General features: G+C 66.6%; 16 protein-coding genes. 10 read left to right on the top strand and 6 right to left on the bottom strand.

All coding sequences use genetic code 11. The annotated features are described in order from the left end of the window. The first annotated feature begins 18 nt into the window (after positions 1-18). From QFZ42_RS04200 to QFZ42_RS04210, 3 genes are all read left to right on the top strand, one after another. The gene (locus tag QFZ42_RS04200) at positions 19-510 is read left to right on the top strand and encodes an aminoacyl-tRNA deacylase (RefSeq protein ID WP_307699746.1); all 492 of its coding nucleotides are present in this window, start codon (positions 19-21) and stop codon (positions 508-510) included. Between the two features lie 90 nt (positions 511-600). Continuing rightward, positions 601-1,236 (top strand): glycerol-3-phosphate 1-O-acyltransferase PlsY, encoded by a 636-nt coding sequence (gene plsY, locus QFZ42_RS04205; protein ID WP_307699747.1) that lies wholly within the window; start codon positions 601-603, stop codon positions 1,234-1,236. 17 nt (positions 1,237-1,253) lie between these two features. Next, positions 1,254-1,607, top strand: coding sequence for a RidA family protein (locus QFZ42_RS04210; protein ID WP_307699748.1), 354 nt, complete (start codon positions 1,254-1,256; stop codon positions 1,605-1,607). Positions 1,608-1,616: 9 nt separating this feature from the next. Here the strand turns inward: QFZ42_RS04210 and QFZ42_RS04215 are convergent, their stop codons facing one another. Further along, positions 1,617-2,258, bottom strand: a complete 642-nt coding sequence (locus QFZ42_RS04215) for a retropepsin-like aspartic protease family protein (RefSeq protein WP_307699749.1) — start codon at positions 2,256-2,258, stop codon at positions 1,617-1,619. A gap of 7 nt (positions 2,259-2,265) precedes the next feature. After that, a complete protein-coding gene (locus QFZ42_RS04220; protein ID WP_015866547.1) occupies positions 2,266-2,751 on the bottom strand; it encodes a YajQ family cyclic di-GMP-binding protein in 486 nt (161 codons plus the stop codon). Between the two features lie 44 nt (positions 2,752-2,795). Between QFZ42_RS04220 and murB the strand changes: the two genes are divergently transcribed. Together murB and QFZ42_RS04230 are read left to right on the top strand one after the other, a co-directional pair. Next, positions 2,796-3,848 (top strand): UDP-N-acetylmuramate dehydrogenase, encoded by a 1,053-nt coding sequence (murB, locus tag QFZ42_RS04225; protein WP_307699750.1) that lies wholly within the window; start codon positions 2,796-2,798, stop codon positions 3,846-3,848. Further along, positions 3,848-4,693: a glycine-rich domain-containing protein gene (locus tag QFZ42_RS04230; protein ID WP_307699751.1), complete on the top strand. Its 846-nt coding sequence runs from the start codon at positions 3,848-3,850 to the stop codon at positions 4,691-4,693. Before murB ends, QFZ42_RS04230 begins: the two co-directional genes overlap by 1 nt. 80 nt (positions 4,694-4,773) lie before the next feature. Here the strand turns inward: QFZ42_RS04230 and argG are convergent, their stop codons facing one another. From argG to QFZ42_RS04250, 4 genes are all read right to left on the bottom strand, one after another. After that, positions 4,774-6,114 carry an argininosuccinate synthase gene (gene argG, locus QFZ42_RS04235; RefSeq protein WP_307699752.1) on the bottom strand — a complete coding sequence of 447 codons (1,341 nt, stop codon included), beginning with the start codon at positions 6,112-6,114 and terminating at the stop codon, positions 4,774-4,776. 20 nt (positions 6,115-6,134) lie between these two features. Continuing rightward, the gene (gene ppnP / locus QFZ42_RS04240; RefSeq protein ID WP_307699753.1) at positions 6,135-6,461 is read right to left on the bottom strand and encodes a pyrimidine/purine nucleoside phosphorylase; all 327 of its coding nucleotides are present in this window, start codon (positions 6,459-6,461) and stop codon (positions 6,135-6,137) included. 134 nt (positions 6,462-6,595) lie between these two features. Continuing rightward, a complete protein-coding gene (locus QFZ42_RS04245) occupies positions 6,596-7,192 on the bottom strand; it encodes a hypothetical protein (RefSeq protein WP_307699754.1) in 597 nt (198 codons plus the stop codon). A gap of 58 nt (positions 7,193-7,250) precedes the next feature. Further along, positions 7,251-7,610: an ArsC family reductase gene (locus QFZ42_RS04250; protein WP_307699755.1), complete on the bottom strand. Its 360-nt coding sequence runs from the start codon at positions 7,608-7,610 to the stop codon at positions 7,251-7,253. A 57-nt stretch (positions 7,611-7,667) separates the two neighbouring features. Here QFZ42_RS04250 and folC point away from each other — a divergent pair, with 57 nt between their 5' ends. From folC to QFZ42_RS04275, 5 genes are all read left to right on the top strand, one after another. Further along, the gene (gene folC, locus QFZ42_RS04255; protein ID WP_307699756.1) at positions 7,668-8,975 is read left to right on the top strand and encodes a bifunctional tetrahydrofolate synthase/dihydrofolate synthase; all 1,308 of its coding nucleotides are present in this window, start codon (positions 7,668-7,670) and stop codon (positions 8,973-8,975) included. A 61-nt stretch (positions 8,976-9,036) separates the two neighbouring features. Next, positions 9,037-9,918: an SPOR domain-containing protein gene (locus tag QFZ42_RS04260; protein WP_307699757.1), complete on the top strand. Its 882-nt coding sequence runs from the start codon at positions 9,037-9,039 to the stop codon at positions 9,916-9,918. 18 nt (positions 9,919-9,936) lie between these two features. Further along, the gene (locus tag QFZ42_RS04265) at positions 9,937-10,422 is read left to right on the top strand and encodes a CvpA family protein (protein ID WP_307699758.1); all 486 of its coding nucleotides are present in this window, start codon (positions 9,937-9,939) and stop codon (positions 10,420-10,422) included. Positions 10,423-10,434: 12 nt separating this feature from the next. Beyond that, entirely contained in the window at positions 10,435-11,940 is a 1,506-nt protein-coding gene (purF, locus tag QFZ42_RS04270; RefSeq protein ID WP_307699759.1) for an amidophosphoribosyltransferase, read from the top strand. Between the two features lie 8 nt (positions 11,941-11,948). Then, positions 11,949-13,172: an O-succinylhomoserine sulfhydrylase gene (locus QFZ42_RS04275; RefSeq protein WP_307699760.1), complete on the top strand. Its 1,224-nt coding sequence runs from the start codon at positions 11,949-11,951 to the stop codon at positions 13,170-13,172. The last annotated feature ends 8 nt before the right edge of the window (positions 13,173-13,180 follow it).

Genomic DNA, 13,180 nt, shown 5'->3' on the forward strand with positions numbered 1-13,180 from the left:
AGTGCGAAGGGTCCACCGGTGAGCAAGAAGGCGCATGTTTCCGAGACGCCCGCCACGCAGCTGCTGCGCGAGAACAAGGTCGCCTTCACCGAGCACCCGTACGAGTACCTGGAGCACGGCGGCGCGCAGCACAGCGCCGAAGTGCTGGGCTTCGACCCCTTCACCGTCGTGAAGACACTGGTGATGCAGGACCAGGACGCCAAGCCGCTCATCGTGCTGATGCATGGCAACCGCACGGTGTCGACCAAGAACCTGGCGCGGCAGATCGGCGCCAAGTCGGTGGAGCCCTGCAAGCCGGAGGTCGCGCAGCGCCACAGCGGCTACATGGTGGGCGGCACCTCACCCTTCGGTGCGCGGCGCCAGATGCCGGTCTATATCGAGTCGACCATCCTCGAGCTGCCGAAGATCGCAATCAATGGCGGGCGGCGCGGCTACCTGGTGGGCATCGACCCGCGGGTGTGCGTGGCGTTGCTGGGCGCCAAGCCCGTGCAGTGCGCGCTGGCAGAATAGCCGGCCCGCCGGTGTTGAGACCGGCGGCACGCACGCCTTCTGCCCGAATCAGCGAATAAGAACAACATCCATCCTTCGTGGAGCGCCGCCTTGAGCTTTCATTTGCCATCCCTTCTTGCCATCGTGGCCTCGTACCTGATCGGCTCGCTGTCCTTTGCGGTCATCGTGAGCAAAGCGCTCGGTATGGCCGATCCGCGCAGCTACGGCAGCGGCAACCCCGGCGCCACCAACGTGCTGCGTTCGGGCAACAAGGGCGCGGCGCTGGCCACCTTGCTGCTCGATGCGCTCAAGGGCTGGCTGCCGGTGTTCCTGATCCGCCATTTCGGCGCCCAATGGGGCCTGGGTGAAGGCGTGGCCGCGCTGGCGGGCCTCGCGGCCTTCCTGGGCCATCTCTACCCTGTGTTCTTCGGTTTCCAGGGCGGCAAGGGCGTGGCCACGGCGGCCGGCGTGCTGGTGGGCATCGCGCCGTGGCTGGGTCTGGCCACCGGCGCCACCTGGCTGATCATTGCGGTGTTCTTCCGCTATTCGTCGCTGTCGTCGCTGGTCGCGGCCTTCTTTGCGCCGGCCTACTACCTGATCGGCGGCAACATCGCGTGGCCGCTCGACCGCACGGTGCTGATTGCGATCATCGTCATGAGTCTGCTGCTCGTCTGGCGGCACCGCGAAAACATCCGTCGGCTCGCGGCCGGCACGGAGTCGAAACTCGGCTCCAAGAAAAAAGCTTGAAGGAAAGAAGGAACACCATGGCAACCATCACCCGCTTTCACGTCGGCCCGCGCCTTTCCGAAACGGCCGTGCACAACGGCACCATCTACCTCGCAGGCCAGGTGCCCGACGACACCACGCAGGACATTCGCGGCCAGACCGCGCAGGTGTTGGCCATGGTCGACCGCCTGCTGGCCGAGGCTGGCAGCGACAAGTCGCGCATCTTGATGACGCAGATCTTCCTGGCCGACATCACCGACATCACGGCCATGAACGAGGTGTGGGATGCATGGATTCCCGCCGGCAACACGCCGCCGCGCGCGACCGTGCAGGCCAAGATGGCCAATGCGGCTTACAAGATCGAGATCGTGGTCACGGCTGCGCAGGCCTGACGCGGACGCTCAATACCGTTTCTCCAAAACCATCTGGTCGGCGTCCCGGCGCATCGAGAAGCGGTTGATGAAGCTGTTGCCCAGCAGCACAAAAGGCATGGGTTCCGGCGAGACGATGGCATCGATGTCGTACACCTCGACATCACCCACGCGCACCGACTGCAGCCGCAGCTTGTAGCCGCTGGACACGCCGTTGGCGGTGTTCATCTGGACGCGCTGCCCCTTGCTGTAGTCGAGCCCGATGCGCTGCGCGTCGGCGGCCGACAGGGCGATGGACGTGGCGCCGGTGTCGAGCATGAAGGTGACCGCGCGGCCGTTGATGGCGCCCTGCGTCATGAAATGGCCGCGGCTGTCGGCGGGCAGCACGATGCGGCTGCCGCCGCCCGTGCCTGTGCCGCCGCCGATGCTCACCGGCGTGTCCATGCGCAGGTTGACGCGCTTGCCCTCGAGCTCGACCACGGCCTGTTCGGCCTGCAGCGACACGAGCTTGACGCCCTGGAAGGTCTCGCCGACCGCCACCGTCTTGGGTGGCGCGCCATTCACGATCAGGATCGCGCGGCTGCCGATGGTGCCGGTCAGCATGACCGAGCTCGCCGCATGCGCCCCTGCAGCGGCAGCCAGCAGCTGCGCCGCGACGACGAGGGCTTTCATTCGCGGCTCAGTCGCGGAAGTTGTTGAAGGACAGCGGCATGTCGGGCACGTCCTTCTTGATGAGCGCCATGGCGGCCTGCAGGTCGTCGCGCTTGGCGCCGGTGATGCGCACCGCGTCGCCCTGGATCGCGGCCTGCACCTTGAGCTTGCTGTCCTTGATGATGCGGGTGATCTTCTTGGCCTGCTCGGATTCGATGCCGCTCTTGACCTTGATGACCTGCTTGACCTTGTCGCCGCCGATTTTCTGCACGTCGCCCTTGTCGAGAAAACGCACGTCGACGCTGCGCTTGGTGAGCTTGGCGCGAAGAATGTCTTCCACCTGCACGAGCTGGAACTCGGCATCGCCGATCATGGTGATTTCCTTGTCCTTGAGCTCGACGGCGGCGGCCGTGCCCTTGAAATCGAAGCGCGTTGCGATTTCCTTGGCGGTGTTTTCGACCGCGTTCTTGACTTCGGGCAGATTGGGTTCGCAGACGGTATCGAAAGACGGCATGGGCTCCTCCTGGATTCACGGTAGCTGGATGCGACAATTCTCCCATGATCGTGGAGAACAACGTCCCGCTGCAGCCGTACAACAGCTTCGGCATCGTCGCGCGCGCGCACAACCTGGTGCGCATCGCCAATGAGGCGGACGTGGCCGAGCTGCGGGCCGACCCGCGCTGGCGCGACGCTCCGCGCTTCGTGCTGGGCGGGGGCAGCAACATCGTGATCACCGGCGACGTGAAGCCGCTGGTGCTCAAGGTCGAGATCAAGGGGCTGAGGCTGGTCGACGAGACCCCGCGCGCCTGGATCGTGGAAGCCGGCGCCGGCGAGGTCTGGCACGACGCCATCCAGTGGATGCTGGCAAACGGCTACCCAGGGCTCGAGAACCTGGCGCTCATTCCGGGTACGGTGGGCGGCGCCCCGGTGCAGAACATCGGCGCCTACGGGGTCGAGCTGCAAGACCGCTTCGAATCGCTCGACGCCATCGACCTGGACACCGGGCGCAGCTTCACGCTGGACGCCGCGCAGTGCGCCTTCGGCTACCGCGACTCGGTGTTCAAGCACGTGCGCAGCGGGCCGAACGACTTCGGGCTGTCGGGCCGGGCGCTGATCACGCGCGTGCGCTTCCGCCTGCCCAAGCCCTGGAAGGCGGTGGTGGGCTACCTCGACCTCGAGCGCAAGATGGAAGAAACCGGCAATTTCACGCCGAGCGCCACCGACGTGTTCGACTGGATCTGCGCCATTCGCCGGGCCAAGCTGCCCGATTGGCGCGTGCTCGGCAATGCCGGCAGCTTCTTCAAGAACCCCACCGTCACGCCCGAACAGTGCGCCGACATCATCGCGCGCGACCCGAAGATCGTGCACTACCCGATGGACGACGGCAGCATCAAGCTCGCGGCCGGCTGGCTCATCGATGCCTGCGGCTGGAAGGGCAAGTCGGTCGGCAATGCCGGCGTCTATGAACGGCAGGCGCTGGTGCTGGTGAACCGCGGCGGCACCGACAACCCGGTCACGGGCGGCGAGGTGATGACGCTGGCCAAGGCCATCCAGACCAGCGTGTACGAGCGCTTTGGCATCCGGCTGGAGCCGGAGCCGGTGGTCGTCTGATGGACCTGGACTTCCTGCACCTGAACTACCGGCGGCGCATTGCCGCACTGGTCTGGATTCGCCGCGCAGTGCTACTGGCGGCGTTTCTCTCGATATTCTTTGCCTTTCGCCGAAGCGGCTGGCTGGTGCTCGTGCCGTTGATTCTTGGCGCGTGGGCGCTTGCGGCCACACTGGGCTTCATGGAAACCAGCCTGCGCCGACAGTTCATTCGCGAGGCCCGCATGCCGCCGTTTCTGATCGCCAAGCTGCGCGCGGCGCACCCGGGACTCGGCGTGCGCGACGCCGAGCTGGTGCTGCGCGGCTTGCGCCAGTTCTTCATGGCCCATCTGCGCAGCGGCCGCAAATTCGTGGCCATGCCTTCGAAGGTGGTCGACACCGCCTGGCATGAGTTCATTCTGCACACGCAGGGCTATCAGAACTGGTGCACGGCGGCCTTCGGCGGCATGCTGCACCACAGCCCCGCCGAGGTGCTGGGCCGGGACCCGAAGCGCAACGACGGCTTGCGGCGCAGCTGGTACTGGGCCTGCAAGGAAGAAAGCATCGATCCGCGCAAGCCGGCGCGCCTGCCGCTGCTGTTCGCGCTCGACGTCAAGTTCGGCATTCCGGGCGGCTTCGACTACGTGCCCGACTGCCGGGCCGTCGACCGGCACAACGGCTCGGATGCCCATTGCGGCACCAGTTTTGGCGACTCGTCGTCGTCATCGGACGGCGGCGGCGCGGGCGATGCCAACGGCTTCGGCGGCAGTGAATCGAGCAGCAGCGGCGACGGCAGCGGAGGAGGGGACTCTTCCGGCGGCGATGGCGGCGGCTGCGGTGGTGGATGCGGCGGCGGTGGCGGCGACTGATCGACCGACAGGCGCGCACGATGCACAAATGAAAACGGGCCCGCGAGGGGCCCGTTTGTCATTGGAAGAAGCGCGTCGGCTTACTTGCTCTCGTCGTCGTTCGAGAGCCGCGGCACCGAGGTGCCCTGGCCCGGCGACAGCAGCCCGGTGCGGGTGTAGATCGCCAGCTTTTCGCGCGTGTCGACGATGTCGAGGTTGCGCATCGTGAGCTGGCCGATGCGGTCGAGCGGCGTGAACGCGCCGGCGACCTTTTCCATGCTCAGGCGCTCGGGCTGGTACGTGAGGTTGGGCGACTCGGTGTTGAGAATCGAGTAGTCGTTGCCGCGGCGCAGCTCGATGGTCACTTCGCCGGTGATGGCGCGCGCCACCCAGCGCTGCGCCGTCTCGCGCAGCATGATGGCCTGCGGGTCGAACCAGCGGCCCTGGTAGAGCAGGCGGCCGAGCTTGCGGCCATGGTCGCGGTACTGCTCGATCGTGTCTTCGTTGTGGATGCCGGTGATGAGGCGCTCGTAGGCGATGAACAGCAGCGCAAGGCCTGGGGCCTCGTAGATGCCGCGGCTCTTGGCCTCGATGATGCGGTTCTCGATCTGGTCGCTCATGCCCAGGCCGTGCCGGCCGCCGATGCGGTTGGCCTCCAGGATCAGGTCGACGAGGTTGGCGTGTTCGACGCCGTTCAGGGCGACAGGGCGGCCTTCCTCGAAGCGCACGCTGACGGTTTCGCGCTTGACCTCGACTTCGTCCTTCCAGAACGCCACGCCCATGATGGGCTGCACGATCTGCATCCCGCTGTTCAGGTGCTCGAGGTCTTTGGCCTCGTGCGTGGCGCCCAGCATGTTGGAGTCGGTGCTGTAGGCTTTTTCGGCCGACATCTTGTAGCCGAAGCCGGCCTTGGTCATGAACGCCGACATCTCGGCGCGGCCGCCGAGCTCGTCGATGAACAGCTGGTCGAGCCAGGGCTTGTAGATCTTGAGGTTGGGGTTGGTGAGCAGGCCGTAGCGGTAGAAGCGCTCGATGTCGTTGCCCTTGTAGGTGCTGCCGTCACCCCAGATGTGAACGTCGTCTTCCTTCATGGCCGACACCAGCATGGTGCCGGTCACCGCGCGGCCGAGCGGCGTGGTGTTGAAGTAAGTGACGCCCGCGGTGGTCACGTGGAAAGCACCTGCCTGCAGCGCGGCAATGCCTTCGTTCGCGAGTTGCGCGCGGCAGTCGATCAGGCGGGCGTTCTGGGCGCCGTAGAGCATCGCCTTGCGGGGAATCTCGTCATAGTCGGGCTCGTCGGGCTGGCCGAGGTTGGCGGTGTAGGCGTAGGGAATCGCGCCCTTGAGCTTCATCCAGTGCAGCGCGGCGCTGGTGTCCAGGCCGCCTGAAAAGGCAATGCCGACCTTCTGGCCGGCGGGAACGTTTTGGAGAATGGTCGACATGTGGGTGTCCGGTTCGCGGTTCAGCCGAAGTGGCAGATGTAGCTGTAGGGCTCGCCGGCTACCCGGATCTGGAAGCTCGAGTTACCCGGCACGTTGAACTTCTGGCCCGGGCCTGCGGCGACCCATTCGGTGGTGCCTTCGAGCTGGTATTCGCAGCTGCCGGCCGTGCCTTCCATGATTTCAGGCGCGCCGGTCTTGAAGGTCAGGGTGGACGGAAGGATCACGCCGACCGATTTCTTCGTGCCGTCGGCCAGCGTGAGGCTGTGGCTCACGCACTTGCCGTCGAAATACACATTGGCCTTGGTCGCCACTGCGGCGCTGTTGAGAGTGTCGGTAGTCGTCGTCATTGGATGGCGCCGGCGCATGCGCGGTCGGCTTGTCGGGGACGCGCCACCGCGGCGGCGCACCCCTCGGGGGTTGGAAAAGTTCCCGATTTTAGGGCTTGGCCGATGCCGGCCGTCCGGTGCTTGCCCGTGGCGGCTCAGCGCCAGTGGCGATGACCCCATCCGCCGCGGTAGCCGCCCCATCCCCTGGAGTACCCGAAGTTCAGCGAGAGACCGACCGGTGGGTAGATGTAGGGCTGTGGATAGACGTAGCTCGGCTGCACATAGACGGGCGCCGCGTACACAGGCGCCGGCTGTACGTAGACCGGCGCCGGCGCCGGGGCATTGGAGACCACCACGCCCTGCTCGGGGATCACGTTGTCCCACGGCGATCCGGCTGGCTGCGAGGGTTGGGCGTATTGCGGGGACTGCTGGTACTGCTGCCGGCCACTGTCGGCTTCGACGGGGTAGGGCTGCAATTGCGGTTGCGGCGCAACCGGTGCCGTGGTCACGCCATAGGCATTGGCCTGGATCGGGATGCTCGCGCCCGGCCGGCTGTTCATGCGCGTGGTGTACTGCCGGCCGTTGTATTCGTAGGTAACGTTGTAGCTGGGGCTGCTGCCGGTGGTCTCGTAGACGGGGGTGGCGGAAATCACCCGCGCCCATGCTTCCTGGGCTTGCGCGGTGGCCGCGCCCGCCGTCAGCAAACCAGCCGCCGAAAGGCCCGCAAGGGTGCGAAAGACGTGTCTGTTCATGGTGTTCTCTCCTGCAGATCGGGGTTGGAGGCTGGCTGGCGAGACAGGGTTCCGGTGTTTACACGGCGTTCACGGCTGCGGCCCAGGCCTCGGCGTCGAACCCTGTCGTAACGCCGGTTTTGGCGCCCCAGTTGACCACCGGCCGCTTGATGAGGCTCGGGTTCGCCAGCAGCGCCGCGCGGGCCGAAGCGGCATCGACCACCGCATTGCGTTCGGCTTCATCGAGCTTGCGCCAGGTGGTGCCGCGGCGGTTGACCAGCGCCTCCCAGCCCGAGTTTTTCAGCCACTGGTCGAGCTCGGCCTCGGGCACGCCTTGCTTCTTGAAGTCGTGAAAGGTGTAAGCGACGCCGCGTTCGTCGAGCCAGGCGCGGGCGCGCTTGACGGTGTCGCAGTTGGGAATTCCGTAGAGGGTTGTCATGGATGCCAATGATGCCGATAAAACCGGGCGCGGCCCGCGCGTTCCGGGTCGGCGACAATGCCGGGCTCCATGGAAACCCTTAACGACTGGCTCGCACGCGCCGAGCAACTCCATCCGAAGAACATCGAGCTCGGCCTCGACCGCGCCAAAGAGATGGCGGCCCGGATGGGTCTGCGCTTCGACTGCCCGGTCATCACCGTGGCCGGCACCAACGGCAAGGGCTCGACCTGCGCGATGCTCGAATCGATCCTCACGCATGCGGGCTACCGCACGGCGGTTTTCACGTCGCCGCACCTGGTGCGCTTCGAAGAGCGGCTTCGGCTCCAGGGCGAGGCCGTCGATGCTTCTAAATTGATAGCAAATTTCGAGGCGGTGGAAGCGGCCCGGGGCGACATGGCCCTGACGTACTTCGAATTCACCACGCTCGGCATCCTGCGCTGCATGATCGAGGAAAAGCCGGACGTGGCGATTCTCGAAGTGGGGCTGGGCGGGCGGCTCGATGCAGTCAACATCATCGACACCGATTGCGCGGTCATCACCAGCATCGACCTCGATCACATGGATTACCTCGGGCCCGACCGCGAAAGCATCGGCTTCGAGAAGGCCGGCATCATGCGCCCGGGCAAGCCCGCCATCGTGAGCGACCCGATGCCGCCGCAAAGCGTGATCGACCACGCGGCCGCCATCGGCGCCGACCTGTGGCGCTTCGGGCACGACTTCAACGTGTCGGGCGACAAGCAGCAGTGGGGCTGGTCGGGCCGCGGCAGGCGCTACAGCGGGCTCGCGTACCCGGCGCTGCGCGGCGCCAACCAGCTGCTCAATGCCGCGGGCGTGCTCGCGGCGCTCGAAGCGCTGCGGCAGCAGTTGCCCATCACCGCGCAGGCGGTACGCACGGGGCTCGCCATGGTCGAACTGCCGGGCCGCTTCCAGATCGTTCCGGGCGAGCCTGCGCTGGTGCTCGACGTGGCCCACAACGCGCATGCCGTCGCGGCGCTGGCCGAGAACCTCGACGCGATGGGTTTCTATCCGACCACGCACGGCGTGTTCGGTGTCATGGCCGACAAGGACCTGGCCCCGATCCTCGCGCGCATCGGGCCGATGATCGACCGCTGGTACTTCACCGATCTGCCGACGCCGCGCGCCGCCAAGGCCGGCGATCTGCTCGCGAGCTGGCAGGCGCAGAACACGCGCGCCGATGCCTCCGGCAGCGTGCATGCGGGGCCGATGGAAGCGCTGCGCGCAGCCATCGAGCACGCAGACCCCGCTGATAGAATCGTGGTCTTCGGATCGTTCTTCACCGTGGGCGGCGTGCTGGAGCACGGCACTCCGCGGCTGCAAGCCAAACACCTGCTGCCCGGCGGCTGATCGCCGGACCGTCCGCCCCACCTGGCACCACCTCGCTGCACTCCTTCAGGGATCGAACTTCATGGCGTTTTTCAAGTTCCGCACGCGCGGCCAGCAAGGCAACGAAGGACGCAGCGCACCGGCTGCCGTCCCCGCGGAAAGTGTGGAAACCATGCGTCGCCGTGCGCGCCACCGGCTGGTGGGCGCAGCGGTTCTGGTCTTGCTCGGCGTGATCGGCTTTCCGCTGTTGTTCGACACCCAGCCGCGGCCGGTGTCGGTCGACATTCCGATCGAGATTCCCGACCGCAACAAGGTCAAGCCGTTGCCGGTGCCTGCAACACCGACGACGCCGGCCGCTCCCACCGGGGCGGCCGACAGCGGCGCCCGCGTCGCGGCGGCGCCGTCGTCCGGCGGCATGATCACCGAAACCGCCGACGGCAGGGAAATCGATCCGAGCAAGCCGGCGGCCAGCACGCCCGCGGCGGAAACCCGACCCGCGGCCGAGCCCAAGCCGGAGCGCAAGCCCGAGCCAAAGCCGGAACCGAAGCCGGAACGCAAGCCAGAGCCGAAGCCGGAAACCAAGCCCGAGCCGAAGCCGAAGCCAGAAGCCAAGCCGGAAACCAAGCCAGCGGCGCCAAAGCCCGCCTCGGCCGAAGACGGCAACCGCGCGCGCGCGCTGCTCGAAGGCAAGCCTTCCAACACCAGCACCAAGCCCGCCGCTTCCGAAGACGGCGGCCGCTTCGTGGTGCAGGTCGGTGCCTTTGCCGATGCGGACAAGGCGCGCGAAGTGCGGCAGAAACTCGAAAAGGCGGGCCTCAAGACCTATGTGAACGTGGCCAAGACGGCCGACGGCGAGCAGCGCACGCGTGTGCGTGTCGGCCCGTTCAGCTCACGCGCCGAGGCGGACAAGGCCGCGGAGAAGGTCAAGGGCTTGTCTTTGTCGGCCGCGATCCTCACGTTGTAGTAGCCATCGCTCGCTGCCGTGGCTTTGCTCGACTGGATTGCCGTCACGCTCATCGTCGTGTCGATGCTGTTCGGCCTGTGGCGCGGCCTGGTGTTCGAAGTGATCTCGCTGGCGGGTTGGGTGGCTGCTTTCATCGCGGCCCAGTGGCTGGCATCGGACGTGGCGGCATGGTTGCCGTTCGGCGACCCGCAGGCCACCTGGCGCTATCCGCTGGCTTTCGTGGGGGTGTTCGTCGGGGTGGCGTTCGGCGTGGGCCTGGTGGCCGCGCTGACGCGAAAGCTGATTGCAGCTGTCGGCCTCAGGCCGGTGGACCGGATATTGGGTGGGGCCTTCGGAGCGGCGCGGGGTGCGGTTGCCCTGCTCGTGCTGGCGGTCATTGTTCATTTGCTGGCGTTGAGCGACAGTGCCTGGTGGCACGAATCGCACAGCGCCATTGTTCTCGATGCGGCATTGCAGGGCCTGAAACCCGCGCTGCCTGAAAAGTTGGCAAGCTACCTGCCCTGAGAGGAATCGTTCATGTGTGGAATCGTCGGCGTTGTCAGCAACGCACCCGTCAATCAGCTGCTCTATGACGCCTTGCTGCTGCTGCAGCACCGCGGCCAGGATGCGGCCGGCATCGTCACCCTGCTCGAACGCAAGTTCTTCATGCACAAGGCCAAGGGCATGGTGCGCGACGTGTTCCGCACCCGCAACATGCGCGGGCTGCCGGGCAACGTGGGGCTGGGCCAGGTGCGCTACCCGACGGCCGGCAACGCCTACAGCGAGGAAGAGGCGCAGCCCTTCTACGTGAACGCGCCCTTCGGCATCGTGCTGGTGCACAACGGCAATCTCACCAACGCGCATGCGCTGCGCGCGGAACTGTTCTCCACCGACCACCGCCACACCAACACCGAGAGCGACTCCGAAGTGCTGCTCAACGTGCTGGCGCACGAACTCGAGCGCGCCTCGCGCGGCGTGCCGCTGAACCCGGCCGAGGTGTTTGCCGCGGTCAAGAGCATGAACAAGCGGCTGCGCGGCTCGTATGCCGTGGTGTCGCTGATCGCGGGCCACGGCCTGCTGGCTTTCCGCGACCCCTACGGCATTCGCCCGCTCTGCATGGGCCGCAATGCCGCGGACGGCACCGTGATGGTGGCCAGCGAATCGGTGGCGCTCGAAGGTTCGGGCCATGTGTTCGAGCGCAACATCGAACCCGGTGAAGCCGTGTTCATCGACTTGCAGGGCAAGGTGCACTCGATGCAGTGCGCCGAAGCGCCGACGCTGAACCCCTGCATCTTCGAATTCGTCTACCTGGCGCGTCCGGACTCGGTGCTCGACGGCATCTCGGTGTACCAGGCGCGGCTCAACCTGGGCGAGACGCTGGCCAAGCGCGTGGTGTCCACCGTGCCGCCGAACCAGATCGACGTGATCATCCCCATTCCGGAATCGAGCCGCCCGAGCGCCACCCAGCTCGCGCACCTCCTGGGCGTGCCGTACCGCGAAGGCTTCGTGAAGAACCGCTACGTGGGCCGCACCTTCATCATGCCGGGGCAGGGCGTGCGCAAGAAGTCGGTGCGCCAGAAGCTCAACGTGATTGCCAGCGAGTTCAAGGGCCGCAACGTGCTGTTGGTCGACGACTCGATCGTGCGCGGCACCACCAGCCGCGAAATCGTGCAGATGGCCCGCGATGCCGGCGCGCGCAAGGTCTACCTCGCCAGCGCCGCGCCGCCGGTGCGCTACCCCAACGTCTACGGCATCGACATGCCGACCAAGGACGAACTGGTGGCGCACGACCGCACGGTCGAAGAAATCCGCGAACTGATCGGCTGCGACGCGTTGATCTACCAGGACGTGGACGCGATGAAGCGCGCCATCGGTTCGCTCAACCCCAAGCTGAATGGCTTCGACGCCTCGTGCTTCGACGGCGTGTACGTGACCGGCGATATCGACACCGAGGCGATCTCGCGCATGAACGGTAACCGTCCGCGCATCGAAGAGACCGAAGAAGATTCGTCGCGCCTTGCGCTTCCCAATCACAGCGAGTGAGAGCTGAATTGACCGCCGATGAACGAACCCTGCCGCTCGGACTGCACCGCGACACGCTCGCGCTGCGCACCGGGCTCGCGCCCAGCCAGCACGGCGAGCACTCCGAAGCGCTGTTCCTGACCAGCGGCTTCGTGCAGCCCGACGCCGAAACCTCGGCGCGCCGCTTTGCCGGCACCGAAGCGGGCTTCACCTACTCGCGCACTTCCAACCCGACGGTCACCAGCTTCGAGCAGCGCCTTGCGGCCATGGAAGGCACGGAGGCCGCCATCGGCGCCTCCACCGGCATGGGCGCCATCCTCATGATGTGCATGGGCCTGCTCAAGGCGGGCGACCATGTGATCTGCTCGCGCTCGGTGTTCGGCTCCACGCTGAACCTGTTCGGCAAGGAGTTCGCCAAGTTCGGCGTCGAGACCACCTTCGTCTCGCAGACCGACGTGGCCGAATGGCGCGCGGCCTTGAAGCCCAATACCCGGCTGCTGTTCGCCGAAACGCCGACCAATCCGCTGACCGAGGTGTGCGACATCCGCGCGCTGGCCGACCTGGCGCACGGCGCCGGCGCGTTGCTCGCGGTCGACAACTGCTTTTGCACGCCCGCGCTGCAGCGCCCGACCGAACTGGGCGCCGACCTCGTCATTCATTCCGGCACCAAGTACCTCGACGGCCAGGGCCGCGTGATGGCCGGCGCAATCTGTGGTCCGTCGAAGCTCATCGTCGACGTGTTCGGGCCGGTGGTTCGCACCGCGGGCATGGCGCTGTCGCCGTTCAATGCGTGGGTGGTGCTCAAGGGGCTGGAAACGCTCGGCATCCGCATGCAGGCGCAGTGCGCCAATGCGCTGGCCGTGGCGCAGTGGCTCGAAACGCAGCCCGGCGTTGCGCGCGTCTACTACCCGGGCCTGGCCTCGCACCCCCAGCATGAACTGGCCATGCGCCAGCAGTCGGGGCAGGGCGGGGCGGTGGTGTCGTTCGACGTGGTCGGTAGCGACCCCGAAACGGCGCGCGCCAATGCCTTCCACGTGATCAACAGCACGCGCGTGGTGAGCATTGCCACCAACCTGGGCGACACCAAGACCATCATCACGCACCCGGGCACCACCTCGCATGGACGCCTGACCGAAGTGCAGCGCCAGGCCGCCGGCATCAGCCAGGGGCTCATCCGCGTCGCGGTCGGCCTCGAGTACATCGACGACATCAAGGCCGACTTGCTCCGCGGCCTTGGCACCCTGAAATCCTGATCGACCCC

The organism is Variovorax paradoxus, assembly GCF_030815855.1.
Taxonomy (GTDB): Bacteria; Pseudomonadota; Gammaproteobacteria; order Burkholderiales; family Burkholderiaceae_C; genus Variovorax; species Variovorax paradoxus_M.